The 25,208-nt window shown below is 64.2% G+C and carries 25 protein-coding genes and 1 tRNA gene; 14 read left to right on the forward strand and 12 right to left on the reverse strand.

Translation table 11 applies throughout. From position 1 onward, the window contains the following. Window positions 1-162 precede the first annotated feature (162 nt). Together BKY27_RS01670 and BKY27_RS01675 are read left to right on the forward strand one after the other, a co-directional pair. A complete protein-coding gene (locus BKY27_RS01670) occupies window positions 163-1,002 on the forward strand; it encodes a hypothetical protein (protein ID WP_158514950.1) in 840 nt (279 codons plus the stop codon). Window positions 1,003-1,147: 145 nt separating this feature from the next. Further along, window positions 1,148-1,756 (forward strand): hypothetical protein, encoded by a 609-nt coding sequence (locus tag BKY27_RS01675; protein ID WP_071672701.1) that lies wholly within the window; start codon window positions 1,148-1,150, stop codon window positions 1,754-1,756. A gap of 298 nt (window positions 1,757-2,054) precedes the next feature. Here the strand turns inward: BKY27_RS01675 and BKY27_RS01680 are convergent. The 3 genes from BKY27_RS01680 to BKY27_RS20080 all read right to left on the reverse strand — a co-directional run bounded on the left by BKY27_RS01680 (window position 2,055) and on the right by BKY27_RS20080 (window position 3,557). Then, window positions 2,055-2,141: transfer RNA gene (locus BKY27_RS01680), tRNA-Leu, on the reverse strand. A 162-nt stretch (window positions 2,142-2,303) separates the two neighbouring features. Further along, window positions 2,304-2,912, reverse strand: coding sequence for a peptidoglycan-binding domain-containing protein (locus BKY27_RS01685; protein WP_071672702.1), 609 nt, complete (start codon window positions 2,910-2,912; stop codon window positions 2,304-2,306). Between the two features lie 150 nt (window positions 2,913-3,062). Beyond that, on the reverse strand, window positions 3,063-3,557 hold the full coding sequence (locus BKY27_RS20080; RefSeq protein WP_071672703.1) for a DUF2306 domain-containing protein: 495 nt from the start codon (window positions 3,555-3,557) through the stop codon (window positions 3,063-3,065). A 105-nt stretch (window positions 3,558-3,662) separates the two neighbouring features. Here BKY27_RS20080 and BKY27_RS20085 point away from each other — a divergent pair, with 105 nt between their 5' ends. The 6 genes from BKY27_RS20085 to BKY27_RS01720 all read left to right on the forward strand — a co-directional run bounded on the left by BKY27_RS20085 (window position 3,663) and on the right by BKY27_RS01720 (window position 8,676). Continuing rightward, window positions 3,663-4,451 carry a LytTR family DNA-binding domain-containing protein gene (locus tag BKY27_RS20085; protein WP_071672704.1) on the forward strand — a complete coding sequence of 263 codons (789 nt, stop codon included), beginning with the start codon at window positions 3,663-3,665 and terminating at the stop codon, window positions 4,449-4,451. 3 nt (window positions 4,452-4,454) lie between these two features. Next, window positions 4,455-5,138 carry a lipoyl(octanoyl) transferase LipB gene (gene lipB / locus BKY27_RS01700; RefSeq protein WP_071672705.1) on the forward strand — a complete coding sequence of 228 codons (684 nt, stop codon included), beginning with the start codon at window positions 4,455-4,457 and terminating at the stop codon, window positions 5,136-5,138. A 76-nt stretch (window positions 5,139-5,214) separates the two neighbouring features. Next, complete coding sequence (locus BKY27_RS01705) at window positions 5,215-5,916, forward strand: carbohydrate binding domain-containing protein (RefSeq protein ID WP_146636144.1); 702 nt, start codon at window positions 5,215-5,217, stop codon at window positions 5,914-5,916. A 146-nt stretch (window positions 5,917-6,062) separates the two neighbouring features. After that, entirely contained in the window at window positions 6,063-6,251 is a 189-nt protein-coding gene (locus BKY27_RS01710; RefSeq protein ID WP_071672707.1) for a hypothetical protein, read from the forward strand. Between the two features lie 216 nt (window positions 6,252-6,467). Continuing rightward, window positions 6,468-8,141 carry a cytochrome c oxidase subunit I gene (locus BKY27_RS01715; protein ID WP_071672708.1) on the forward strand — a complete coding sequence of 558 codons (1,674 nt, stop codon included), beginning with the start codon at window positions 6,468-6,470 and terminating at the stop codon, window positions 8,139-8,141. A gap of 94 nt (window positions 8,142-8,235) precedes the next feature. Beyond that, the gene (locus BKY27_RS01720; RefSeq protein WP_233491757.1) at window positions 8,236-8,676 is read left to right on the forward strand and encodes a DUF2244 domain-containing protein; all 441 of its coding nucleotides are present in this window, start codon (window positions 8,236-8,238) and stop codon (window positions 8,674-8,676) included. Window positions 8,677-9,123: 447 nt separating this feature from the next. Here the strand turns inward: BKY27_RS01720 and BKY27_RS01725 are convergent, their stop codons facing one another. Then, window positions 9,124-9,582 (reverse strand): GatB/YqeY domain-containing protein, encoded by a 459-nt coding sequence (locus tag BKY27_RS01725; RefSeq protein WP_071672710.1) that lies wholly within the window; start codon window positions 9,580-9,582, stop codon window positions 9,124-9,126. A gap of 150 nt (window positions 9,583-9,732) precedes the next feature. Here BKY27_RS01725 and carA point away from each other — a divergent pair, with 150 nt between their 5' ends. Both carA and BKY27_RS01735 read left to right on the forward strand, forming a co-directional pair. Beyond that, window positions 9,733-10,890, forward strand: coding sequence for a glutamine-hydrolyzing carbamoyl-phosphate synthase small subunit (gene carA / locus BKY27_RS01730; protein WP_071672711.1), 1,158 nt, complete (start codon window positions 9,733-9,735; stop codon window positions 10,888-10,890). 124 nt (window positions 10,891-11,014) lie between these two features. Beyond that, complete coding sequence (locus tag BKY27_RS01735; protein WP_071672712.1) at window positions 11,015-12,943, forward strand: glycosyltransferase family 2 protein; 1,929 nt, start codon at window positions 11,015-11,017, stop codon at window positions 12,941-12,943. Here the strand turns inward: BKY27_RS01735 and BKY27_RS01740 are convergent. After that, window positions 12,889-13,530: a GntR family transcriptional regulator gene (locus BKY27_RS01740; protein WP_071672713.1), complete on the reverse strand. Its 642-nt coding sequence runs from the start codon at window positions 13,528-13,530 to the stop codon at window positions 12,889-12,891. The two genes, BKY27_RS01735 and BKY27_RS01740, sit on opposite strands and share 55 nt — an antisense overlap. Window positions 13,531-13,619: 89 nt before the next feature. Between BKY27_RS01740 and BKY27_RS01745 the strand changes: the two genes are divergently transcribed. The 3 genes from BKY27_RS01745 to BKY27_RS01755 all read left to right on the forward strand — a co-directional run bounded on the left by BKY27_RS01745 (window position 13,620) and on the right by BKY27_RS01755 (window position 15,978). Continuing rightward, on the forward strand, window positions 13,620-14,267 hold the full coding sequence (locus BKY27_RS01745) for a pyrimidine 5'-nucleotidase (RefSeq protein ID WP_071672714.1): 648 nt from the start codon (window positions 13,620-13,622) through the stop codon (window positions 14,265-14,267). A 172-nt stretch (window positions 14,268-14,439) separates the two neighbouring features. After that, the gene (locus tag BKY27_RS01750; protein ID WP_071672715.1) at window positions 14,440-14,679 is read left to right on the forward strand and encodes a hypothetical protein; all 240 of its coding nucleotides are present in this window, start codon (window positions 14,440-14,442) and stop codon (window positions 14,677-14,679) included. Between the two features lie 87 nt (window positions 14,680-14,766). After that, window positions 14,767-15,978 (forward strand): UbiH/UbiF family hydroxylase, encoded by a 1,212-nt coding sequence (locus BKY27_RS01755; protein WP_071672716.1) that lies wholly within the window; start codon window positions 14,767-14,769, stop codon window positions 15,976-15,978. A gap of 85 nt (window positions 15,979-16,063) precedes the next feature. Here BKY27_RS01755 and BKY27_RS01760 read toward each other — a convergent pair whose 3' ends face one another. Both BKY27_RS01760 and BKY27_RS01765 read right to left on the reverse strand, forming a co-directional pair. Further along, window positions 16,064-17,677 carry an AMP-binding protein gene (locus BKY27_RS01760; RefSeq protein WP_233491758.1) on the reverse strand — a complete coding sequence of 538 codons (1,614 nt, stop codon included), beginning with the start codon at window positions 17,675-17,677 and terminating at the stop codon, window positions 16,064-16,066. Between the two features lie 2 nt (window positions 17,678-17,679). Beyond that, window positions 17,680-18,141 (reverse strand): D-galactarate dehydratase, encoded by a 462-nt coding sequence (locus tag BKY27_RS01765; RefSeq protein WP_146636145.1) that lies wholly within the window; start codon window positions 18,139-18,141, stop codon window positions 17,680-17,682. Window positions 18,142-18,215: 74 nt separating this feature from the next. Here BKY27_RS01765 and moaA point away from each other — a divergent pair, with 74 nt between their 5' ends. Beyond that, on the forward strand, window positions 18,216-19,226 hold the full coding sequence (gene moaA, locus BKY27_RS01770) for a GTP 3',8-cyclase MoaA (RefSeq protein ID WP_071672717.1): 1,011 nt from the start codon (window positions 18,216-18,218) through the stop codon (window positions 19,224-19,226). Window positions 19,227-19,276: 50 nt separating this feature from the next. On the opposite strand, the gene BKY27_RS01775 is transcribed toward moaA, so the two are convergent. The 5 genes from BKY27_RS01775 to BKY27_RS01795 form a co-directional block, all read right to left on the reverse strand. Further along, window positions 19,277-20,200, reverse strand: coding sequence for an ABC transporter permease (locus tag BKY27_RS01775; RefSeq protein WP_071672718.1), 924 nt, complete (start codon window positions 20,198-20,200; stop codon window positions 19,277-19,279). Then, window positions 20,193-21,203 (reverse strand): ABC transporter permease, encoded by a 1,011-nt coding sequence (locus BKY27_RS01780; protein WP_071672719.1) that lies wholly within the window; start codon window positions 21,201-21,203, stop codon window positions 20,193-20,195. Before BKY27_RS01780 ends, BKY27_RS01775 begins: the two co-directional genes overlap by 8 nt. A 92-nt stretch (window positions 21,204-21,295) precedes the next feature. Then, on the reverse strand, window positions 21,296-23,005 hold the full coding sequence (locus tag BKY27_RS01785; RefSeq protein WP_071672720.1) for a peptide ABC transporter substrate-binding protein: 1,710 nt from the start codon (window positions 23,003-23,005) through the stop codon (window positions 21,296-21,298). A gap of 73 nt (window positions 23,006-23,078) precedes the next feature. Further along, entirely contained in the window at window positions 23,079-24,071 is a 993-nt protein-coding gene (locus tag BKY27_RS01790) for an ABC transporter ATP-binding protein (protein ID WP_071672721.1), read from the reverse strand. Continuing rightward, window positions 24,064-25,071 (reverse strand): ABC transporter ATP-binding protein, encoded by a 1,008-nt coding sequence (locus tag BKY27_RS01795; RefSeq protein ID WP_071672722.1) that lies wholly within the window; start codon window positions 25,069-25,071, stop codon window positions 24,064-24,066. The genes BKY27_RS01790 and BKY27_RS01795 overlap by 8 nt, the downstream gene beginning before the upstream one ends. Window positions 25,072-25,208 lie beyond the last annotated feature (137 nt).

The raw sequence follows: 25,208 nt of genomic DNA on the forward strand, positions 1-25,208 counted from the left end.
GCGGGTCGAATGACTTTGCGTCTCGAACCCAGCACCGCGAAAATCTCGGATTGTTGACTTCGCATCCACCAAACCGAACGGCAACTAGACAGGTGGCAGGACGTAGCCTACTCTTGCGTCGGCCCCAAATGAAGGTAATCGGCAATGGGTTCTTGGATTCCGATGTATCGTTTTTCGTTGGCTCTTTTCGTTTCACTGTTGAGCACAGCCCAACTGGCTGCCGAACCTGGATTCGGCACTTCAATAGGCCCAGATGGCGATATGCTGCAATATTCCTGTATTCCTTCAGAAGCGGGAGTTCGATGTGAATTTGTGCAAATTCTTATGTCTGCAATGGCCGATGAATCAGACTTAGCACAAGAACTGTCGAACATAGATGCGATGCTGGAGCAGATTAGCGAAGAATTTGCTGCCGGTGATGAAATGGGCGACACTTGCAACTTGCTTATGTCTCTCGTGCCTCTAATCGAACAGCTTAGATTGGGCAACCGCGAAGAAGCTGAAGCTCTCGCCTCTCAAATCGGTGTCGAATCCGGAAATGAAAATGATATTGAAGCGATGTGGACTGACTTCTTAGAAATGGACCACAGAGAGTTTGAAGATTCTTCGAATGTCATGACCGCCTTGGTTGACCTTTGTGCAGGAGTAACCAGAGGTCGAGTCGAGGCACTGATACGAGCGCAGCATCAACAACGCTCGCAAACCTGCCGCCCGTTTATCAATTCTTGGGAAGCGGAGTTTTCGAGGGTTTCTGAAAACTTGTGGGCGATTACCCGTGACGAACCTTACGGCGAATGTGCAGTCGTTCGTCTGGACCGCTTCATTTGTGACGATGAACACTCTTCGCTTTGCAGTTTCATCTCCGAGAAGCGTGTGCTCAACCCGGATGGAGAAATTCTAGGGGGCCTTGTGGGAAACTGCTCTCAGTTAGATCAGCGGGAATTAGTCTACGATTGGCGGGATAGGATTCACTATCTTCCCTGCGACAGAGTCGATTTCTAGAATTCCTTACGCAGCATACAAGCATTGCTGAGTCTCCTAGTCTCATCTTTGGATAGTTCAGAGCAAATCGGTCGGCGACTTCTGTATGGCCTAGCGAAGAAATAGGCGATTTTCCAAATGATTTCGGCAAAATCGGAGGCTCCACATGGGCGGAATAGGTAGCGGCAACCGTTGGCGGTTCGGCGCAAAGCAGACGACAAGGGATTACCGCGCTATCGACGTGCGGCGCTGGGCGCGCGAAGGAATCCTTGAACCGGATAAATGCTTCAACTGGCAATGGACGGTTGATGGCAGACAGACCGGCCAGATCAATGTGCGGGCGGAGCAAGGCCGCGTTATCCTGAGTTATCGGCACCAGAGCCAAGGCCAAGATTGGCAGAGCAGGGAATATCCGGTCCCCATTGTGACCACGGAATACAACCTTGGCGGCGCGCGGCAATGGTTTCTCTGCCCAGCGCGAGGGTGCGGCAGGCGGGTCGCTCTACTCTATGGCGGCGCAATCTTTGCCTGTCGCCAATGCCATGACCTTGCCTATCCCTCTCAACGAGAGGATGCGTCAGACAGGGCGGCAAGGCGCGCTGAGCGCATTCGTGGCAAACTGGGCTGGGAACCTGGCATATTGAACGGCGAGGGATGTAGACCCCAAGGGATGCACCATGCGACGTTTCAGCGGCTCACCCTGCAACACGATGCCCATGTTTCGAGATGCTTGGCTGCAATTCGGAAGAGGTTCGGATTCGACGTGCGCATGTAGCATCCTGCGAAGCACAAATTGGGGAAGTCGCCTGCGTAGGACATGGCACATTGCAAAGCTGACACGCTGGCAGGGTGGCTGGCATATGGTCACGCGCTGAACGAGGGGCGCAGCTTGTTTCCGGGCGACGAACAGTTTGGACAGTGGGTCGCACCGCTCGTGTCCGACAACTTGTCGGTCACGCAGAACCGGAATGCACCTGTAGATTCTTCGCAGCACCAAAGGGGGATGCAGAGGGGGATGAAAGCTCTATGAAACCTTCTATCTCTCTGATTTAACTGATTATTTTGATTTTAATTGGTGCGGTCGAGAAGACTCGAACTTCCACGGGAGTTACCCCACAGCGACCTCAACGCTGCGCGTCTACCAATTCCGCCACGACCGCACGTGATCAGGTAGTGCGCGGCTGTTTAGCCGAGGGTCGCAGGGATGCGCAAGAGGGATTCGCACCGGGAATCAGCATTTTCCAACGCCGCGCCACCTGGCATCCCCGGACATGAAAAAGCCGCCCCCATGGAGGCGGCTCTTCCATGTGTTGGGGCCTTGTTTACTTGCTGCTGGCCGTGGCCGGGGCCGGAACGATGGTGGTCTGCACCGGGGGCTGCGCCACGACTTGCGGGGCAGGCTGGCCACCGGCTTGCGGCACGACAACCACTTGCGGCTGCTGTTGCGGCGCGACCTGGGCGTTGCGGTAATGAATCAGCAGCGGCTGACCCACCAGCCCGGTCTGCGCAGAACCGCCGTTCACGGCCCAGTAATAGGCATTCATCAGGGTGTTATACTGGTAAGACGGGTAGTCGCGGCCATTCACCGGATAGCCCATGGTCCCCTGATAGCGCTCGATCGCGGTGCGGGTGCCCGTGCCGATCTGACCGTCCACCGACCCGGCGTTGAAGCCGAAGTAGTTAAGGGCGGTCTGCGTATCGCGGCCCATCTGGGTGGCCGGGATTCCGTGGTAGACGGTGCCGGACGGTCGGTTGGCCGCCGCTGCGGCGGCATTGTTGCGGCGGCTGTTTTGATCATTGGCGATTGCGGCGCCGATCAGCCCGCCGACGATCAGCCCCCCCACGACATCGCCGGCATCGGCGCGTGCTTCGGGGGCCGGAAAAGCGGCAAGAGAAACGGTAAAGGCGGCAGCAGTGAGAACCTTGAACATTATGGCATCCTCCAAATTCGGTCGTTCAGCTGTTAGACGCAGAATAGCACACCATGGTTCAATCCCTAGAGAGAATACCAGTAACTTTTCGCATTTCGGCGGCGCATTGCCACCTTCGACGGGGCCGAAATCCCCTTTCTCGCGGGCCCACTAGGCCAACGCCCGCGCCTGACCGCGCCACAGCGACCGCCCGATCAAAACGGCCAGCCCGACGGCCAACGCGACCATGGCGAAGCCCTGCCACCCGGCCCCGTCCAGAAGGATACGGCTGGTCATCCGACCGGGCAGGAAATTCAGCGTCCCCGCCGCCAGCAACCCCCAAGAGATATTGTGCATCACCCGGCGATGCAGCCGGTAATTCCCGCGGATCGCCGCCCGCACCGCGGTGAAAAGACCGACCAGCGTGGTGATCGACAAAAGGTGAATCGGGCTGAACGGCCCGATGACGCCAAAACCCGAAATCCAGAAGGAGCTGATCGCGGCCAACGCCATCGCCAGGACCCAACTATAGCCCGCCACCTTGTGCAGCCGGTCGCGGCGGCGGCGCCACAGGACCACCGGCGCCAGCAGCAGGGCGGGCAAGGCCCCGGCGACGTGCAGGTGAATGGCGAGCGGGGCGTTGAAAAGGGGGTCAAGGCTTGTCATCAGAAGGCTCCTGGGGTTTCGTGTTGTCAGATCAACTCGACGCCGCCCTGCCATGGGCGCGGCCACCCGTAGAAGCGCCGATACGTCGAAATGCGGAGGACATTCGTGAACGGACAGGCCCTGCAATCCACGAAGCGTGAATTGCACGTCCTCGTTTCGAACCGTCGGGTGCTGATCGGCGTGGGCGCGGCGGGCGTGATCGCCGGTTTGGCGGGCCCCTTCGGCACCGGCGACTATCTGGGGCTGCTGGCGCGGCTGGCCTATTGGCTGGTGCTGTGTTTCGGCACGTTCCTGACAGGGTCGCTGCTGATCGGCCCCGGCATTCGCGCGCTCATGGCGCGGGGTCTGCCCCGGATGGGGGCGGCGCTCGTCGCGGCCGTGCTGGCCGGGCTTGTGATCACCGCAGAGGTAGCGCTGCTCAATTGGGTGGTCTTCGCCCTGCCCCCGACCGATCCCGCTTACCTGGCCGATGTCGCGCTCAATGGCGTGATCATCTCGGCGGTCATCACCCTTGCGGCCCTGTTCCTTGCCGATGAAGCCCCCGCCGACCCGCCCCCGTCCGGCGCGACACGTCCGGCCCCGGCCTTGCTGACTCGCCTGCCCCTTGAAAAGCGGGGCGCACTCGTGTCGCTGACGGTGCAGGACCATTACGTCGAGGTCGTCACCACCAAGGGCCGCGATCTTGTCTTGATGCGCCTGACCGACGCGATCCGCGAAACCGACCCGACACCGGGGCTTCAGGTGCATCGTTCGCATTGGGTCGCCACCGATCAGGTCCGCTCAGCCCGCCGCGACGGCGCGCGCGCGGTCTTGACCTTGGGCGACGGGCGCGACATTCCCGTAAGCCGGTCGAATGTGGCCGCCGTGAAGGAGGCCGGGCTGCTGCCCGGATAGCATATGGTCGAATGGACTCGCTCCGAGGGGCTGGTGCCCTACCCAGAGGCTGTCGCGTGGATGGAGAGCCGCGCCGCCGCCATCGCCCGTGGCGAAGCGGACGAAGCGATCTGGCTGCTGGAACATCCGCCGCTGTACACTGCCGGCACCTCGGCCAAGCCCGCAGACCTGACCGACCCCGACCGCTTTCCGGTCTACGACAGCAAACGCGGCGGGCAGTATACCTATCACGGCCCCGGACAGCGGGTGGCCTACGTGTTGCTGGACGTGGCCGCGCGTGGCCATGACGTGCGCCGCTTCGTGCAGCAGATGGAAGACTGGGTCATCGCCACACTGGCCGAGTTCAACCTGACCGGCGAAAAGCGCGACGGCCGGGTCGGCGTCTGGATCACCCGCCCGGACAAACCGGCCTTGCCCGACGGCAGCCCGCGCGAAGACAAGATCGCTGCGCTTGGCGTCCGGCTGACCAAGTGGGTCAGCTATCACGGCCTGTCGATCAACGTCGAACCCGACCTGTCGCATTTCACCGGCATCGTGCCCTGCGGCATCAGCGACCACGGGGTGACATCGCTCGTCGATCTGGGCCTGCCCGTCACCATGGATGACGTTGACGTGGCGCTGGAAAAGACCTTCGCGGATATTTTCGGCAGCCAAAGTGTGCCCCGGCGCGACGCAGCCCCGCGTTAACGAAAACGCCTTGCCTCAGGCACGGGTTTCCCAAGATTTTAACACATTTTTCTGGAAAATCAGACGGGAGAAACCATTGATCCGACCCCGAGGTGTTCCCGTGTCCTGTGCAAATGACTCCTTTTCCCTCTCTTTCCTGACAGAAGAGTCCGGGGCCGTTACCGTCGATTGGGTGGTTCTGACCGCCGGTCTGGTCGGCCTTGGCCTTGCCGCCACGGCCGCCATTTCGGTTGGCATGCAACACCAGTCCGAAGAGGTTGCCGACCTGATGGGCCAAAGCATCACCGGCCTGCACCTGTGGGGCGTCAACCGGTTGGCCAACGGCTCTTTCGAGGATGTCGAAGGCATGATCTCGGCAGGCTGGGGCTTTTACAGCGCAGACGGCTCGGTGGCCGGGTGGCTCAACCTCGATGACTTGCGCGCCGAAATCACCTGGAGCGGCTATCAGGGCGTGGCCGCGACCGATGGCGACTACATGCTCGATCTCGATGCAAGCCCCGGCAATATCAGCCTCGGGCAGGTGCTTGACGACGCGGTGGACGGCCAAACCTACACCGTGTCTTTCGACGCCGCAGACCCGCGCCTGAACAACGGTGTCGACGTCTATTACGGCGGCGCCCTGATCGGGTCCGCAAACCCGCAGGGCAGCACCATGCAGCGCTACGAATTCGAAGTCACCGGCGGCTCCGGCGACGGCTCCAACCTGCTGATGATCAGCGGCTCGGGCCCCGAGGACAATGTTGGCGCCTATATCGACAACGTCAGCGTCGAAAGCTGATGGTGCGTGATCGTCATGCTTTCGCCCAAGTTTTTGGTCAGACTTCCCGCAACCGGGCGCCAGACCCGATGGGCCCCGACACGGCTTGCCCCGCCTCGGGACCGCGCCGTGTGCAACGGGGCACCCCAGAGGCAAGGACAGGATTCGTGAGCCGCGTGCCGAACCAGAACGAGAAGAACGACCGGATCGAGGCGGCGGTGATCATCGCTGCGCTGGCCTCGCTCGGTCTGCTGATCTCGCTGGCCGTCGCCACCTCGGTTTCCGCCGTCTCGGGCGCGCGCCCGGCCGGAATCGATCAGGAGACCGTGGCAGAAACCCTGCCCGACAACCGTTGATCCCGCCAAACAACTGCACAACGCCGGGTTGAACCCATCGTGAGATTGCCGGTCTCCTGCGCTCTAAAGGCGACTCCTGAGGCATTTTTTCCCACTTGTATCGTGCCAAACGGATTGCACGGTCCCGGTCGCCAATCTAGAACATCCGACAGGGAATAAGGTGTGCGGGAAAAGGGCAGTCCCTGTCCCGGCCATGCCACAGAACAGGAGACGTCCATGGCTGATGCTGCCATTTCTGGACATGACCACAAGCAGCCGGGCTTCTTCACCCGCTGGTTCATGTCCACAAACCACAAGGATATCGGTATCCTCTACCTCTTCACCGCCGGGCTCGTGGGCCTGCTGTCGGTGTCCTTTACTGTCTACATGCGTATGGAGCTCATGCAGCCCGGCGTTCAGTTCATGTGTGACGAAGGCGCCCGCTTCCTGGGTGGCTTCAGCGGCGAGGATTGCACCCCGAACGGGCACCTGTGGAACGTGATGATCACCTATCACGGCATCCTTATGATGTTCTTCGTCGTTATTCCCGCGCTGTTCGGCGGCTTTGGCAACTACTTCATGCCGCTGATGATCGGCGCGCCGGACATGGCGTTTCCGCGCCTGAACAACCTGTCCTACTGGATGTATGTGGCCGGTGTGTCGCTCGGCGTGGCCTCCCTGCTCGCCCCCGGCGGCAACGGTGGCAGCGGGGCCGGCGTCGGCTGGGTGCTTTATGCACCGCTATCGGTGCAATCCCCCGGCTCGTCGATGGATTTCGCCATCTTCGCGGTGCACGTTTCCGGTGCCTCTTCTATCCTTGGCGCGATCAACATCATCACCACCTTCCTGAACATGCGCGCGCCGGGCATGACCCTGCACAAGACGCCGCTGTTCCCGTGGTCGATCTTCATCACCGCATGGCTGATCCTGCTGTCGCTGCCGGTTCTGGCGGGCGCCATCACCATGCTGCTGACCGACCGCAACTTCGGCACCAGCTTCTTCGACCCCGCCGGTGGCGGTGACCCGGTTCTCTACATGCACCTGCTATGGTTCTTCGGTCACCCCGAGGTGTATATGCTGATCGTCCCCGGCTTCGGCATCGTGTCCCACGTCGTGGCCACGTTCTCGAAGAAACCGGTGTTCGGCTACCTGCCCATGGTCTACGCCATGGTCGCCATTGGCGCGCTCGGCTTCGTGGTGTGGGCGCACCACATGTACACGGTCGGCATGACCCTGAACCAGCAGGCCTATTTCATGGTGGCCACCATGGTGATCGCGGTGCCAACGGGCATCAAGGTCTTCTCGTGGATCGCCACCATGTGGCAAGGCTCGGTCGAGTTCAAAACCCCGATGCTGTTCGCCATGGGCTTCATCTTCCTGTTCACCATCGGTGGCGTCACCGGCATCGTGCTGTCGCAGGCTGGCATCGACCGCGCCTATCACAACACCTATTACGTGATCGCCCACTTCCACTACACCATGTCCCTCGGGGCCGCGTTCTGTATCTTTGCCGGTGTCTACTACTGGATCGGCAAGATGTCGGGCCGCCAATACCCGGAATGGGCCGGCAAGCTGCACTTCTGGATGTTCTTCATCGGTGCGAACGTCACCTTCTTCCCGCAGCACTTCCTCGGCCGTCAGGGCATGCCGCGCCGCTACATCGACTACCCCGATGCGTTCGCGCAGTGGAACTTCGTGTCGTCGATGGGGGCCTTCCTGTCCTTCGCCTCCTTCCTGTTTTTCATCGGCATCGTGGTCTACACGCTGCGCGCGGGTAAACGGGTCGAAGAGAACGGCTACTGGGGCGAATACGCGGATACGCTGGAATGGACCCTGCCGAACCCGCCGCCGGAGCACACGTTCGAAGAGCTTCCGACCCCGGACATGTGGGACAAGCACCCGCAGCATTGACGGCATGACAGTCGACATAACCCGATACGATGAAGGGGCCCCGCACAGCGCCGGGGCCCCTTTTCACGAGAGCCGCGGCATCCCGCGGCTGCGCATGGTATTGCGGCCCCACAAGTCGCTGACGCCCGAAGGCTTCGTCTGGGTCGTGGGCCTTACCGCGTCGCTGATGGCGCTGCCGGTGCTTGCGGTTTTCGGCACGCCGGTGCTCTGGGGGCTGCTGCCTTTCGTGCTGGCGGCGATCTGGGCGCTCTGGTGGGGGCTGAAACGCTCGTGGAGCGACCGCGATCTGCACGAAGAGCTTCTGCTCTGGGACGACCATGTGACCCTGACCCATATCGCCCCGCGCCGCGCGCCGCAGACATGGGAAGCAAACCCCTACTGGGTGCGCGTCCGTATCCGCCCCGAGGGCGGCAAGGTGACCGACTACGTCACCCTCAAGGGCGCGGGCCGCGAGGTCGAGATCGGGGCTTTCCTTGCCCCGTCCGAACGCCGCCAGATCTATGACGTTCTGAGCCGCGAAATGGGCGGGGTCTGAGCGCTTCCGCCCCGGCGCGCCTCCAGCGCGCGCCGTCAGCCGACAAACTTGGCACGCCGTTAACCGAATCTTTGCCAATTCGTGAAAGTCTCATCGCCGGTATACCACCCCAAGACAGCGTGGCCCGGTCGGCCCCGCCGCCAAAGACCACCCGATGAGGGTGCAGGTGACGACGGCCCAGCCGAAAGCTTTCGCAGACGACCCCAAAGCCCACGCGCCCTGAAGCGGCGCCGCTTTCTTGCTTCGTGACCTCTCGCGCCCAGCGCCCATGGTCATACTCCCCGACAGAGACGAACGCCCCCCCTGCCCGACCACGGATGAGTCAGCGCAGCCTCAAGCCATGGCCGCCGCCGCGCATCCGCCGAAAACGCGCCTTCGCCGCAGTTGCCCCAAGAAAAAAGCGGCCCCCGAAAGGACCGCTGTTTCCCGCATCTCGATGGCAACCCGTCAGGCCAGCATATCCCGCACCTTCGGCCCAACCGTGCCGAAATCCATCTGGCCGGTATATTTGGCCTTCAGCGCGCCCATGACCTTGCCCATGTCGCGGATGCTTTCGGCGCCGGTTTCCTTGATCGCGGCAGAGACGGCCTTTTCGACCTCGGCCTCGGTCAACTGGCGCGGCAGGAAGTCCTCGATGATCGCGATTTCCTCGCGCTCCTTCTCGGCCAATTCCAGCCGCCCGCCTTCCTCGTAGGCGCGGGCGCTTTCCTGCCGTTGCTTGACCATCTTGCCAAGGATCGCCAGCACCTCGGGATTGCCTACGCCCTCGGTCTCGCCCTTGCCGCGCGCGGCAATGTCGTGATCCTTGATGGCTGCATTGATCAGCCGCAGGGTCGATACCCGCGTGCTGTCCTTTTCGCGCATGGCTGTCTTCAGCCCGGCAGTGATCCGTTCCCTCAGTGACATCGGCGGGGGTCCCCTTTTTCACGCAAGCCGTTCAACAGGGGCCGACCATACGACAATGCACCTGCAGCAACAAGGCTATCGCATCCGCTTGACCCGGCCGCCCGCCCCCCTTAGGTTGCCGCAGATTTTGAGCCAGCCCCGGAGTCGCCCATGCCCCCCCGTCCCACTGCCTGCCTTGTTCTCGCTGACGGAACGGTATTTTATGGCCGAGGCTTCGGCGCCACCGGCCAGACCGTGGCCGAGCTGTGTTTCAACACCGCCATGACCGGCTATCAAGAGATCATGACCGACCCATCCTATGCGGGCCAGATCGTGACCTTCACCTTCCCCCATATCGGCAATACCGGCGTCAACACCGATGACGACGAAACCGCCGATCCGGTGGCCGAGGGCATGGTCGTGAAATGGGATCCGACCGCCCCGTCGAACTGGCGCGCTCAGCAAGACCTGGTCGAGTGGCTGGCCTCTCGCGGGCGCATCTGCATCGGCGGCGTCGATACCCGCCGCCTGACCCGCGCCATCCGCCAACAGGGCGCGCCGCATGTGGCGCTGGCCCATGACCCCGAAGGCAATTTCGACCTCGAAGCGCTGGTCGCCGCCGCGCGCGGCTTTGCCGGGCTGGAGGGGCGCGACCTCGCCAGGGACGTAACCTGCGCCCAAAGCTACAAGTGGGATGAAAAGCGGTGGGCCTGGCCCGAGGGCTATACCAAGCGGACCGAACCCGGTTTCAAGGTGGTGGCCGTCGATTACGGCGCCAAGCGTAACATCCTGCGCTGCCTCGCCTCTGCCGGCTGCGACGTAACCGTGCTGCCCGCCACCGCCACGGCAGAAGAGGTGCTGGCCCATCAGCCCGACGGCGTGTTCCTGTCCAACGGCCCCGGCGATCCGGCCGCGACCGGCGTCTACGCGGTGCCGATGATTCAAGAGGTGCTCAAGGCCGACCTGCCCGTTTTCGGCATCTGCCTTGGCCACCAGATGCTGGCGCTGGCGCTTGGCGCCAAGACGGTCAAGATGAACCACGGCCACCACGGTGCCAACCATCCCGTCAAGGATCTGGAAACCGGCAAGGTCGAGATCACCTCGATGAACCACGGCTTCACCGTCGACAGCCAGACCCTGCCCGCGGGCGTTGTGGAAACCCATGTGTCGCTGTTCGACGGCTCGAACTGCGGTATTCGCGTGGCCGACCGCCCCGTGTTCTCGGTGCAATACCACCCCGAGGCCAGCCCCGGCCCGCAGGACAGCTATTACCTGTTCGAACGTTTCGTCGAGGCGATGACGGCCCGCAAGCCAGAGCCTGTGGGCTAAGCCCCTGTCATTAACGTTAAATTAACCGAAAATTCGCTCAAATGCTCCTGATCTTTCGGGTCAGGAGCATTTCGTGGCACCCCCTCAACGACCTCTCCGCTGGACAAGCCCCCCCGCCCAGCCCATGCACGCCCCGCGCCTGCACCCGGTCTCGGAAGCGCCGCCCCCGCCGCCCCGGCTGGCCGAAATCTTGCGGGCGCAGGGTCTGATCACCGCGCAGGACGTCTCGGACGCCTTGGCGCAACAGGCCCATCTCGATCTGCCGATTGGCGAAATCCTCGTGCTGCAAGGGCGCATCACCGAAGACCAGTTGCTGCGCGCCCTCGCCACCCAGTTCGGCACGCGCCTGCTGCCAGAAGAGGCACAGGCGCCCGACGCCGGCCTTGCCCACAAGCTTCCTGCCAGCCTCGCCATCCGGTTCAGCGCGGTGCCCCTGCGCATGGTTGGCCCCGCCCTCGTGGTGCTGACCAACCGCCCGGATCTCGGGGTGGACCTGCGCGATGGTCTCGAGCATGACGGCCCGGTCCTGTTTGCCATCGCCACCCGGCACCAGATGAAACAGGCCCTGACCACGATCTACGGCAATGACCTTATTCGCCTGGCCGAGGCCTATCCCGCCGACGCCATGAGTTGCCGCACATGGCGCGCTCGCAAGGCGATGCAACGCGCCGCTCTGGCTGGCGCGGCGGTGCTGGCCGTGGCGCTGTGGTCGCCGGTTGCGCTGCTCATTGGCATCTATGCCGTGGCGCTTGGCATTGCGGGGTCGAACGCGCTGTTGAAATGGCTGGCCGTTCACGAGATGTCGAAACAGGCCCCGCCTGCCCCGCCCCCCGGCCCAGATCTGGCGCAGGATCAACGCGATCCGGTGGTAACCGTCATGCTTCCGCTCTTCAAGGAACCCGACATTGCCGGGCATCTGGTGCAACGGGTCGCCCGACTGGACTATCCGCGCGAATTGCTCGACGTGCTCTTGCTGATCGAAGAGGGCGACAGCACCACGCGCGACGCTCTGGCGCGGGCCGACCTGCCGTTCTGGATGCGGGCGATCATCATTCCGCCCGGCCATCCGCAGACCAAACCCCGCGCGATGAATTACGGCCTCAACTTCGCCCGCGGCAGCGTCGTCGGCGTCTACGATGCCGAGGACGCGCCAGAGCCAGACCAACTGCGCAAAGTGGTGGAACGCTTCCGCGAGGTGCCGCCCGAGGTCGTCTGCCTGCAAGGTCAGCTCGATTACTACAATCCCGGCCACAACTGGCTGAGCCGCTGCTTCACGCTGGAATACGCAACGTGGTTCCGGCTGCTCTTGCCGGGGGTTCAGCGGCTCGGCCTGTTCGTGCCGCTCGGGGGCACCACCTTGTTCTTTCGCCGCACAGCACTGGAAGAGATGGGCGCGTGGGATGCCCACAACGTCACCGAAGACGCCGATCTGGGCCTGCGGCTTGCGCGCAACGGCTACAAGACCGAAATCGTCGAGACGACCACGTTTGAAGAGGCCAACGCCGCGCCCCTGCCATGGGTCAAGCAGCGGTCGCGCTGGCTCAAGGGCTACGCGATGACATGGGCCACCCATATGCGCGACCCGGTGCAACTGTGGCGCGATCTGGGGCCGCGCCGCTTCATCGGGTTGCAGGTGCAGCTTCTGGGCACGGTCTTTGGCTTTGCGCTCGCGCCGGTGTTATGGTCACTGGTGATCAAGCTTTTCGGCTGGCCGCATCCGCTGGACGCGGTGGTGCCGCCCGGTGGCTATCTCGGGCTGGCGCTGTTCTTTCTCTCCACCCAGATGCTGACCTTCCTCGCCACCTGGCGCGCCACGGCGCAGGCCCGTCACCGGCGCCTCAGGCGCTGGATTCCGGTTCTGGATGTCTATTTCCTGCTGGCCTCGGCCGCGACCCTTCTGGGCCTGCTGGAATTGCTGGTCTCCCCCTTCCACTGGCGCAAGACCGCCCATGGACAGTTTTCCGGGGCCGCGGAAACAGCCCCCCCAACGCAGACGGATCAATCCGCCCCGGCCTCTTCCTTGAGCCGCACTTCGAACGCCGTCGACAAGTGATCCTTGAGCGCCCGCGCCGCCCGCTCGCCATCGCGGTCGGCAATCGCCTGCACGATCGCGGCATGTTCATCCAGCGCCTTCGGCCCGCGCCCCTCGGCGGCCAACGAGGTGGTCGCCATCAGCGCCATCGACCGATGCACAAGGTCAAGCTGCTGCACCAGATACTTGTTGTGAGAGGCAAGGTGAATCTGCTTGTGAAACCGCCGGTTCTCCCGGCTCAGCGCGCCGGGATCGTTCAGCAACGCGTGGTCGGCGGCGACCATATCCTGCAATACCCTGATCTCTTCCGCCGCCGCATGTTGCGCCGCCAACCGCGCCGCCAGCCCCTCCAACTCGGCGCGCACGATATAGAGCTGCGCCATCTGGTCATGATCCAGCGATGCCACGATCAGGCTGCGCCCGTCGCGCGTCAGCAAGCCTTGGGTTTCCAGCCGCTGCAACGCCTCGCGGATCGGCGTCCGGCTGACGCCAAAACGCTCGGCCAGCTCCGATTCCACCAGCCGCGAGCCGGGGCGATAGGTGCCGCCGTCAATCGCTTGCAGGATCAGGTCATAGGCGTCTCTGTGCGGCACCTTGGGGCTGGCCATTGGTTTTCCTCCCGATTTCTGGCAAGGCTAGGTCCGTGCCCGCCCAAGCGCAAGCCTCTCACGGCGCGGCAAAAGGGAAGGATTCCACCATGCCGCGCGCCGATTTCGACCATGTCACCACGTGGGTCTTCGACCTCGATCACACGCTGTATCCACCAGACATGGCCCTGTTCGACCAGATCAATGTCAAGATGACCGCCTATGTGATGCAGGCCCTCGGCGTCAGCCGGGACGAGGCCGACCACCTGCGCCACCGCTACTGGCGCGACCACGGCACCACGCTGGCCGGGCTGATGGACCTTCACGGCGTGGATCCCGGCCCCTACCTGCACGAGGTGCACCAGATCGACTTCTCGGTGCTGGCCCCGGATGCAGAGCTTGCCGCGCGCTTGCGCGCCCTGCCGGGCCGCCGCATCGTCTACACCAATGGCACCGCCCCCTACGCCGAACAGGTGATCGCCGCCCGCGGCCTCGACGGCCTGTTCGACGCGGTCTATGGCGTGGAACATGCCGGCCTGCGCCCGAAACCGGAACGCGTCGCGTTCGAGCGGGTCTTTGCCCGCGACGGGCTCGATCCCGCCCGCGCCGCGATGTTCGAGGATGATCCCCGCAACCTCGCCGCGCCTCACGCCATGGGCCTGCGCACGGTCCATGTCGCCCCGGAACCGGCCCCGGCCGAGCATATCCACCACCATACCGACGACCTGACCGCCTTCCTCGGCGCCGTCACGGGCTGAAACTGCCTCGCGGGCGGCGTGCGAGGGGACTCGCCCCGCCCGCCGCGATCGCCGCCAAGGGCGGCGAAATACCGCTCCGCGACCGGCTGCCGCGCTGCGACACCCGGTGCCATGGCACAGGGTCCGACCCGCTCCTATCTGCCTTGCAGGACCAAAAAGGAGACTCCCGCATATGGCTTTTCTGCCCCGCTCCGGCGACCGCCCCCCGTTGCTCTACCGCCTGCCCGTGCTGGGCCGCATGGCCCGCGAAACGCTGGAAGGCGATGAAGACACCCCCTTCTATGCGCTGGCCGCCGTGGTCAGTCTCTGGGCCATCGCGGTGTTCAAGTTCGGCTATGCCGGGCTGATCACCGGGGCGCTTGTCATGACCGTCACCATGCTGCTCGTGCTGATCCGCCTGACGCGCGGGTAATCCCGGCTGGGGCCAAGTGCCGCTTGGAAATCCTCCCCGGTCCGGCCTATCTCTGGGCCGGACCGTCCCAGCCACAGGAGCTCCGCCATGACCCCTCCGATCGAGACCGATATCCTTGTCTCCGGTGGCGGCGTCGCGGGCCTGACCGCCGCCGCCGCCTTTGGCGCGGCGGGCTTCTCGGTGATCTGCGTCGATCCCACCCCGCCGGTGACCGAGATGCAGGCCGAAGGCTCGGACCTGCGCACCACAGCCTTCCTGCAACCCTCGCGCGATTTCCTGATCCGCGCGGGGCTCTGGGACCGGCTGGCGCCCTACGCCAGCGCGCTGCAAATCATGCGCATCGTCGATGCCGGCGGCGCAGAGCCGGAGCCGCGCACCAGCCACGATTTCAACGCCGCCGATATCTCCGACCTGCCCTTCGGCTGGAACCTGCCCAACTGGCTCTTGCGCCGGGAAATGGTCGCGCGGCTGGCCGAGCTGCCCAACGTCGATTTTCGTCCCGGCACCGGCACCGCCAGCCTGCTGACGCGCGAGCGCGAAGCGTTGGTGACCCTCTCCGACGGCACCCGCATCCGCGCGCGGCTGGTCATTGCCGCCGATGGCCGCAACTCACCGGTGCGAGAGGCCGTGAACATCCCGGTCAAGACCACCCGCTACGGGCAAAAGGCGCTGGCCTTCGCCGTCACCCATGACGAGCCCCACAACAATGTCTCGACCGAGATTCACCGCTCCGGCGGGCCCTTCACGCTGGTGCCGCTGCCCGATCACGAGGGGCGGCCCTGCTCGGCCATTGTCTGGATGGAACGCGGCCCCGAAGTGGCCCGCCTCGCCGCCTTGCCGGTCCCGGCCTTCGAGGCGGACATGACCGCCCGCTCCGCCCACCTCTTCGGCCCGCTCACCCTGCTCACCCGCCGCACCGTCTGGCCGATCATCAGCCAGGTGGCCGAGCGGATGGAGGCCGAGCGCGTCGCGCTGGTGGCCGAGGCCGCCCACGTGGTGCCCCCCATCGGCGCGCAAGGGCTGAACATGAGCCTTGGCGACATGCGCGTTCTGCTCGATCTGGCCAAGGCCGACCCGGCCAATCTGGGCAGCGCCAAAATGCTCGCCGCCTACAACAAGGCCCGCCATGGCGAGGTGAAGGCCCGCGTGACCGGCATCGACGCGCTCAATCGCGCCTCCATGGTCTCGCTGCAGGGCCTGCGCGACATGCGGATGCGCGCGCTCAAGACCTTCTACTCGGTCAAACCCGTCCGCACGACGCTGATGCGCGCCGGTCTGGGCACCGGCAAGTCCGGCTGACCCCTTCTTCTTGGTCAAAATACTCCGGGGGGTGCGGGGGGCTGGCCCCCCGCATGGATCGCCGCCGTCAGGCGGCGAAACACTCCTACCCCCCGCGCAACGCCCGCCGCATGATCTTGCCGGTCGCGGTCATCGGCAGGTGTTCGGCCCGGATCACCTTGCGCGGCACCAGGTGGGCCGAGACCCGGTCGCGCACCAGCGTTTTCAGCGCCTCTTCCATGTCCTCCCAGGACGCGCCCTCGCGCAGGACGACATGGGCCACGACAATCTCGGTGCGGATCGGGTCGGGCTCGCCCACCACGGCGGCCATCACCACATCGGGGTGGCGCAGCAACGCGGCCTCGATTTCGCTCGGCCCGATCCGGTAGCCCGCCGAGGTGATCACGTCGTCGTCGCGGGCGTGGAAGGTGATCTGCCCATCCGATGCCCGCGTGGCGAGGTCACCGGTGCGCAGCCAGCCGTCGCGGATCTTCTTTTCCGTCGCTTCGGGCTTGTTCCAGTACCGCAGGAAGGCCACTGGGTCAGGCAGCTTCAGGCAGACCTCGCCCACATCGCCCGGTGCCACCTCGCGACCCGCCTCGTCCATCAGGCGCACCTCGTGGCCCGGGACGGCCAAGCCCATGGCCCCCGGCACCCTGTCCATCATCGCCGAGCGGGCGCCGACGATCAGGTTGGCCTCGGTCTGGCCGTAAAGCTCGTTGATCTCGGCCCCAAGCACGCGCTCGCCCCAGTCCAGCATATCGGCGCCAAGCGGTTCCCCCCCGGAACTGACGGCGCGCAGGCGCAGCCCCTCGGGCGGGGCGACCTGTTTCATCAGCCGCAGCGCGGTCGGCGGGATGAAGCCCGCCGTCACCTTTTCCTCGACCAGCAGGGCATAGGCCGCCTCGGCCTCGAATTTGGCAAAGCGGTGGCTGACCAGCGGCACGCCGTAGTAAAGGCAGGGGATCGCCATATCCATCAGCCCGCCGATCCACGCCCAATCGGCGGGGGTCCAGCCCACATCGCCGGGTTGACCGAACAAGCCCAGGCTCAGCTCGACGCAGGGCATGTGGCCAAAGAGGAACCGGTGCGCGTGCAGCACGCCCTTGGGATCGCCCGTCGTGCCGGAGGTATAGATCATCACCGCCGGGTCTTCGGCGGCGGTATCGGCGGCGGCAAAGCCCGCGGCGGGGGTGGACATCAGGTCAGCCAGCGCCAGCGCGTCGCCCTCTGCCGCGCCGGTGGAAATCAGCAGCTCCAGATCTGGCAAATCCGGGCGCAGCGCCGCCACGCGGGGCAGGTTGGCGGGGTCCGTCACCACCGCCCGCGCGCCGCTGTCGGCCAGCCGGTAGCGCAACGCGTCTTCCCCGAACAGGGTAAACAGCGGCAGCACCACCGAGCCCAGTTTCAGCGCCGCCATATGCGCCACCATCACCAGCGGATGCTGCGCCAGCAAAACGGCCACCCTGTCGCCCCGGCCCACACCCCGCGCCGCCAGCGCCACCGCCAGCCCGTCCGAGGCGCGTTTGAGGTCACCATAGGTCCACTCGGTGCGGCTGCCATCCTGCCCGCGATGGATAATCGCCACGCGGTCAGGCACCTCTGCCGCCCAGTCATCGCAACAGAGATTGGCGATATTCACGCGCTCGGGGATGTCCCACCGGAACGTCTCGCGCAGGGGGGCCCACCGGGCCGCGCCCGCGAACAACCGACGATCCAAGATCAGCCCCCTGCGGAGACAGAGAGTTCGGGCAGGCTGGTCAGCGGCAGCCCTAGCGCCTGCATGGCGGCCAGCGAAATGCGGCTGCCAGAGCCGGGCAAGCCGCCGCTCGGGTAGAGCGTCACGGTCAGGGTTTGCCCATTTGCCGTGATCGTGCCTTGGGTCTCGACCGCGACCAGCGGCGTTTCCAGCCACATGCCGGGGCGCGCCGGATCGCCGAGCGTGGCCACGGTGGTGCCAAGCGGACCAGCGGCGGGCGGGGTCGGCATCGCGGCCTCGTCTGCGGGGATGTCGGCGGCCTCGTCTGCCGTGGCCCCGCCCGAGGCATCGGGCGGTGGCGGCACCGCGCTTGGGGCACGGTCCGGGGACAGGAAGCTGAGCGGGCGGAAGCCATTGCCATTGCCGCAGGCCGACAGCGCGGCGAGCAGGCAAAGACCAAGGGCGAGGCGGGAATAACGTGTCATGAATGGCAGAGTAGGCCCAAAAATGGTCGCCGACAACGCTTGCCGCGCCTGCCCGCGAGTCTTACGTTCCGTGTATGGATACGCCCGCCCCCCTGATTGACCCCTTCGCCCGCGCAATCGACTACTTGCGCGTTTCGGTCACCGATCGTTGTGACTTCCGCTGTGTCTATTGCATGGCGGAAAACATGACCTTCCTGCCAAAGAAAGAGCTTCTGACGCTGGAAGAACTGGACCGCATGTGTTCCACCTTCATCCGGTTGGGCGTGAAGAAGCTGCGGATCACGGGCGGCGAGCCGCTGGTGCGCAAGGGCATCATGACCTTCTTCAACTCGATGAGTCGGCACCTGGAGTCGGGCGCGTTGCGCGAATTGACGCTGACCACCAATGGCAGCCAATTGGCGCGCTTTGCGGATGATCTCTATGCCGCTGGCGTGCGGCGGGTGAACATCTCGCTCGACACGCTGGATGAGAAGAAGTTTGCCGACATCACCCGCTGGGGCCGGTTGAAGCAGGTTCTGGAAGGCGTGGATGCGGCGCAAAGGGCCGGGCTGCGGATCAAGATCAACGCCGTGGCGCTCAAGGCTTTCAACGAAGACGAGCTGTTTACCTTGCAAGAGTGGTGCGCCGAGCGGGACATGGACATGACCTGGATCGAGGTCATGCCGATGGGTGATCTGGGCAACGAGGACCGGCTGGACCAGTATTGGAACCTCAAGGATCTGCGCGCCCGCCTGGCCGAGCGGTTCACGCTGACCGATCTGGACGAACGCTCGGGCGGCCCCGCGCGCTATGTGCGGATCGAGGAGACGGGGCAGAAGATCGGCTTTATCACACCGCTCACCCATAATTTCTGCGAAAGCTGCAACCGCGTGCGTCTGACCTGCACCGGGCAGCTTTTCATGTGTCTGGGGCAGGAAGACATGGCCGACCTTCGCGCGCCGTTGCGGGCTTCGGCCGATGACCGCCAGTTGGAAGAGGCCATCCGCGCCGCCATTGCGCGCAAGCCCAAGGGCCACGATTTCGACTATTCCCGGCAGACCGTGGACGGCCAGATGAGCCGCCACATGAGCCACACCGGGGGCTGAACGCAAAACCGCCGCCCCGAGACGAGCGGCGGTTTCGGTTTCGGGGGGCGTCAGCGCCCGCGAATGCGCGGGTCCAGCGCGTCGCGCAGGCCATCGCCGATATAGTTCACCGACAGCACCGTCAGCGAGATGGCGAGACCGGGCCAGATCACCCGCTCGGGGTTCCTTTGCAACCAGTCGGTGCCATCGAACAGCAGCCGTCCCCATGTCGGGAAGTCCGAGGGGAAGCCAAGGCCGAGGAAGGACAGCGCCGATTCCGTGATGATCGCGGTGGCGATGCCCAGCGTGGCCGACACCATGATCGGCGACAGCACGTTGGGCAGCACATGGCGCAGGATCATCCGGTGTGGCGGAGTCCCGATCGAACGGGCAGCCAGCACGAATTCGCGTTCCTTCAGCGCCAGCACGTCGCCACGCACGATCCGCGCGGTCTGCATCCAGCTTGTGATGCCGATCACGAAGACGATCAGGATGAAGATGCCTTGTTCCGGCCCGAAGGTGGCGCGCAGAGGGTCGCGGAACAGCATGATGATGACCAGAAGCAGCGGCAGCAGCGGCAGGGCGAGGAACAGGTCGGTCAGGCGCATCAAAAGCCCGTCCACCCGCCTGAAATAGCCCGCCAGCACGCCGACGAAGGTGCCCACCACCAGCGACAGCAGCATCGCGGTCAGGCCCACGGCGATCGAGGTGCGCCCCCCCGCCATGATCCGGGCCAGCATGTCGCGGCCCAACTGGTCGGCGCCCATCGGATGCGCCAGAGACGGACCCTGATTGCGCGCCCGGATGTCGATATATTGCGCGTCCAGCGTCCAGATATAGGGGCCGACATAGACGAAGATCAGCACGGCGATGAAGAAGGCCGCGCCCATCACGGCGCCCTTGTGGGTCTTGAACTGGTCCCAGACATCCCACCATTGGCTGCGGGGCTTGGTGTAGCCGACCTGTTCGGAGGTGGAGGAGGAGGCGTCAGTCATAGCGGATCCTCGGGTCAAGAATGCCGTAGAGAACATCGGCAACAAGGTTGAAGAGCACGATCAGCACCGCGAAGATAAAGGTCAGGGTCTGGACCGTGGGAATGTCGCCGCCCTGGATGGCGCCGATCAGCAGGTGGCCAAGGCCGTTTACCTTGAACACCTGCTCGGTGATGATGGCACCGCCAAAGACCTGCGGCACGCCAAGGGCGATCACGGTGACGACGGGGATCATGGAATTTCGCAGGACATGGACCATGACCACCACGGTTTCGGTCAGTCCCTTGGCGCGGGCGGTGCGGACGTAGTCCTGATTGAGGTTGTCCAGCATGGACGCGCGCATGAACCGGCTGATCTGGCTGGTGATTTGCAGGGCCAGCACCATCACCGGCAGGATCATCTGTTTGAGCTGGATCACGAAACTGGGCCAATCGACCACCACATGCGTGGTGTCATAGACCGATGGGAACCACCCCAGATTGACCGCGAAGATCACGATCACCAGCACGCCCGAGAAGAAGGGCGGCACCGAAAAGCCGACCATGGTCACGAAAGTGCCCGCCTGATCGAAGATCGAGTATTGCCGATAGGCGGAATAGATGCCGATGGGCAGCGCGATCAGGATACCGACGATGTAAGAGGTGCCGACCACCCAAAGGGTCTGCGGCATCCGCTGCGCGATGATGTCCACGACGGGGCTGCGCGTCTGCCACGAAATCACGCGGGTGCGGCCCTCGCCGCCCAGATCCCAGCCGGTCCAGTGTTGCAGCAGGTTCAGCGGCTCGTTCACGAAAAACTGGTTCAGCCACAGCAGGAAGCGGATGTGGATCGGCTCGTCCAGCCCCAGCGAGGCGCGGATATCGGCGCGCACATCGGGCGGGATCGTCAGCGGCAGGCTGGCCGTGGGATCGGACGGGGCCAGATCGAGGATCAGGAAGATGATCAGGCTTATGAACAGAAGCGTCGGAATTGCCATCAGCAAGCGACGGATCGTGAATGTCAGCATGGGCGCCTCGGTTCAGAAGTCTGTTGTTCAGGGGCTCGGGGGGCCTCCCCCGGCGCGTGCCGGGGGAGGGATTTTTCAGGTCGCGGCACCGATCACTCGGCGATGCGATACCATTCTGCGATGTTCCACAGTTCAGAGTCCCAGTCGGACATGCGCACGCCGCCAAGGCTGTTGGCATGAGCCGAGACGCCGCCACGGTGGATCAGCGGGATGATCGAGTAGGACTGCATCAGCATGTCGTTCATCTCGCGGGCCAGGCGGCCACGCTCTTCGAGCGGGGCGGTCCGGCTCATCTCGGTGACGAGGGCGTCATAGTCTTCCGAGCAGAAGCGCTGGATGTTCGCACCCTGCCACTGGCTTTCGGGGCTCGGGATGTCCGAGCAGCGCCAGTTGGCCATGTAGGCCTCGGGGTCCACACCGGAGAAGTTGTTGGTGTACATCTCGATGTCTGCATAGAACTTCTGGAAGGTGTCGGGCGATGCCGGATCGCCACCGAAGAACACGGAAGCGTCGATGTTGCGCAGCTCGGCGTCGACGCCGATTTCGCTCCACCACTGCTTGACCAGGGCCTGCGTGTCCTGACGGACGGCGTTGGTCGAGGTCTGGTAGAGAACGCGCATCGGGATGCCGTTGTATTCGCGGATGCCGTCCCCATCGGTGTCCACGATGCCCGCTTCGTCGAGCAGCGCGTTGGCACCGTCGATATCCTGCACCAGGCAGTCATCGTTGGCGGTCGAGGCATAGAGCTCGGGTGCCGGCAGCACGTTACAGGTCGGCTGGCCGCCTGCGCCGTAGCCCACTTCCACCAGCAGCGACCGGTCGATGGCCATGGACAGGGCCTGCCCCACGATCGGGTCGGTCAGGAACGGATGCGGACCTGCCTCGGCGGTCGAGCGGATGTCGCCAAGCGCCGGATCGGGGTTGAACTGGTTGAGGTGCAGACGTTCCACCGAGGTGCCGAAGGCGGTCACGACGGTGCCGATGCCGTTGGCTTCCATTTCAGCCAGCAGGGTCGGGTCGATCTGAAGGTTCCACGCATAGTCGAACTCGCCGGTTTCCAGAACCGAGCGGGCCGCCGATGCCGCGTCGCCGCCACCCTTGAACACCACGCGCGAGAAGGCGGGCTGGTCGGGGTTGCGGTAGTTTTCATTCGCCGCGAAGACGATCACGTCATTCGGGCGGAATTCTTCCACTGCGAAGGGACCAGTGCCGATCGGGCCGAAGTTGGCTTCGGTGCACTCGGGCGCGGCCGCGCCGAGGCAGTCCGCGAACTGGGCGGCCTGGATGATCGGGCTCTCTGCGCCGACGAAGGCGGTGTAGGGGAAGGGTTTGGCTTCGGTGAAGTTCACACGCACGGTGCGATCATCCACAGCTTCCACGCTGTCCACGCCGTCGAAGTAGCTGGCCTGCGCGCAGCCGCCTTCGGGGTGGGTGCAGTATTGCCATGTGAACACGGCGTCATTGGCCGTCACCGGGGTGCCGTCCGACCACATCAGGCCTTCGCGCAGGGTCCAGGTGATCGAGGTCAGATCCTCGGCCACGCCGCCGTTTTCCACGGTCGGGATATCTGCGGCCATAAAGGGCACGAGGGCGCCGGTTTCGTCGAAACGAGCCATCGATTCCAGCACCAGCGAGGCGGCTTCCACCTCTTTGGTGCCGCCCGAAAGATAGGGGTTCAGCGTCGAGGGCGCTTGCCAGTAGATGATGTTGAGCTGGCCGTCCGTGCCACGCTCGGCCATCGCGGTCGTCGGGGCGAAGGCGAATGCCGCCATGGCCCCGAGCACGAGATGTCTAAATTTCATTTCGTCTCTCTCTCCTTGTTGGTCGTAGCTCTTATTGACCTCGTTGGATGCCGCCGTTGTTCCGGCGATCGTCTTATGAATTATGCAGGTGGCACGCGACGAAGCGGCCGGGCTGAACCTCGCGGAAGGCGGGGTCTTCGTGATGACAGATGTCCATCACGCGCGGACAGCGGGTGCAGAAGTTGCAGCCCTTGGGCGGGTTCGCCGGGCTTGGCACGTCGCCTTGCAGGATGGTGCGGTTGGCGGTGTCATGGGCAACCGGGTCGGGTTCCGGCACCGCCGACAAAAGCGCCTCGGTGTAGGGGTGCAGCGGCGCGGTATAGAGCCCGTCGCGCGGCGCCAGTTCAACGATCTTGCCCAGATACATCACCGCCACGCGGTCGGCGATGTGGCGCACCATCGACAGGTCGTGGCTGATGAACAGGTAGGTCAGGCCAAATTCTTCCTGCAACTCTTCCAGCAGGTTCACCACCTGCGCCTGAATCGACACGTCGAGCGCTGCAATGGGTTCGTCGCAAACGATGAACTTGGGGTTCAGGGCCAAAGCGCGGGCAATGCCGATGCGCTGGCGCTGACCGCCCGAGAATTCGTGCGGATAGCGGTTGGCGAAGTCGCGGTTCAGGCCCACGGCGTCCATCAGGTCGTAGATGCGGTCCAGCCGTTCGGCCTTTTTGAGCTTGGTGTGCTCGACCAGCGGCTCGCCGATGATGTCGGCCACGGTCATGCGGGGGTTGAGGCTGGCCTGCGGGTCCTGGAACACCATCTGCATGACCGGCCGCATCTTGCGCAGCGCGCCCTGCCCCTGCGTGGAAATGTCGGTGCCATCAATGCTGATCGTGCCCTCGGTCGGATCGTAGAGCCGCAGCACCACCCGCCCGCAGGTCGATTTCCCGCAGCCCGATTCCCCGACAAGGCCAAGCGTCTCGCCCTCGTAGATGTCAAAGCTGACGTCGTCGACCGCCTTCACGTCGCCGGTATGGCGGCGCAGCAGGCCGGTGCGAATCGGAAAATACATCTTGAGGCCGCGCACGGTGACCAAGGTCTTGCGGCTGGTGTCGTCAAACATCGCGCGCGCCTCCGGTATCGGGGTTCCAGAAACAGGCCACATCGTGGATCGGGCCGACGCTGTAGCGGGCCGGGTTTTCCCGCTGGCAGCGATCGAACGCCTTGTCACACCGCGCCCGGAACGGGCAGGCATTGGGCTGCGCGGTCAGCATCGGCGGCTGGCCTTCGATCACCCGCAACCGTTCGGCGCGGTCGCCGGTGACAGACGGCACCGTTTCCAATAGCGCACGGGTATAGGGGTGTTTGGGGTTGGCGAACAATTCGCGAACCGGCGCGTGCTCGACGATCTGGCCACCATACATCACCAGCACCCGGTCGGCGATCCCGGCGATCACGCCAAGGTCGTGGGTGATCCAGATCACCGCCATCCCCAGCTTGTCGCGCAGGTCTTTCATCAATTCGAGGATCTGCGCCTGAATGGTCACGTCGAGCGCGGTGGTCGGCTCGTCCGCGATCAGCACCTTGGGGTCGCAGGCCAGCGCGATGGCGATCATCACCCGCTGTCGCATACCACCGGAAAACTGGTGCGGGTAATCATCCAGCCGCCGCTCGGCGTCGGGGATGCCCACCAGTTCCAGCAATTCCTGCGCCCGCTTCCGCGCGGCCTTCTTGTTCAGGCCCATGTGCTTGCGCAGTGGCTCCATCACCTGAAAGCCGACATTGAACACGGGGTTCAGCGATGTCATCGGATCCTGAAAGACAAAGCCGATCCGCGCCCCGCGCACGGCGCGCAGTTGCTCGTCGGTTGCTGTCAGCAGGTCTTGCCCCTCGAACATCACCTGCCCCCCTTTCACCATAGCTGGCGGAGAGGGCAGAAGCCCGATAAGCGACATCATGGTCACCGATTTTCCTGACCCGCTTTCCCCAACAACGCCCAGAAGTTCGCCTGCCTTGAGGTGAAAACTCACGTTGTTGACCGCGTGGACTTCGCCGCGGCGGGTCTTGAAAACGGTTTTGAGGTCCTTGACATCAAGGACGGAGGGCTCTGCCCCATCAAGCATCACGCGACGCTCCTCACCGGTTGGGTATGCCCTTCCTCTCTCGGGAAGGTGCGTTGTTCAGTCACGGTATCAGGAAAATTGCCCCCCGCAAGCGGTTAACGAGTGACCATGCGTCGTTTTTTGACCGTTCGGGCAAA

Origin of the sequence: Nioella nitratireducens (assembly GCF_001879715.1) — a bacterium.
Lineage (GTDB): Bacteria > Pseudomonadota > Alphaproteobacteria > Rhodobacterales > Rhodobacteraceae > Nioella > Nioella nitratireducens.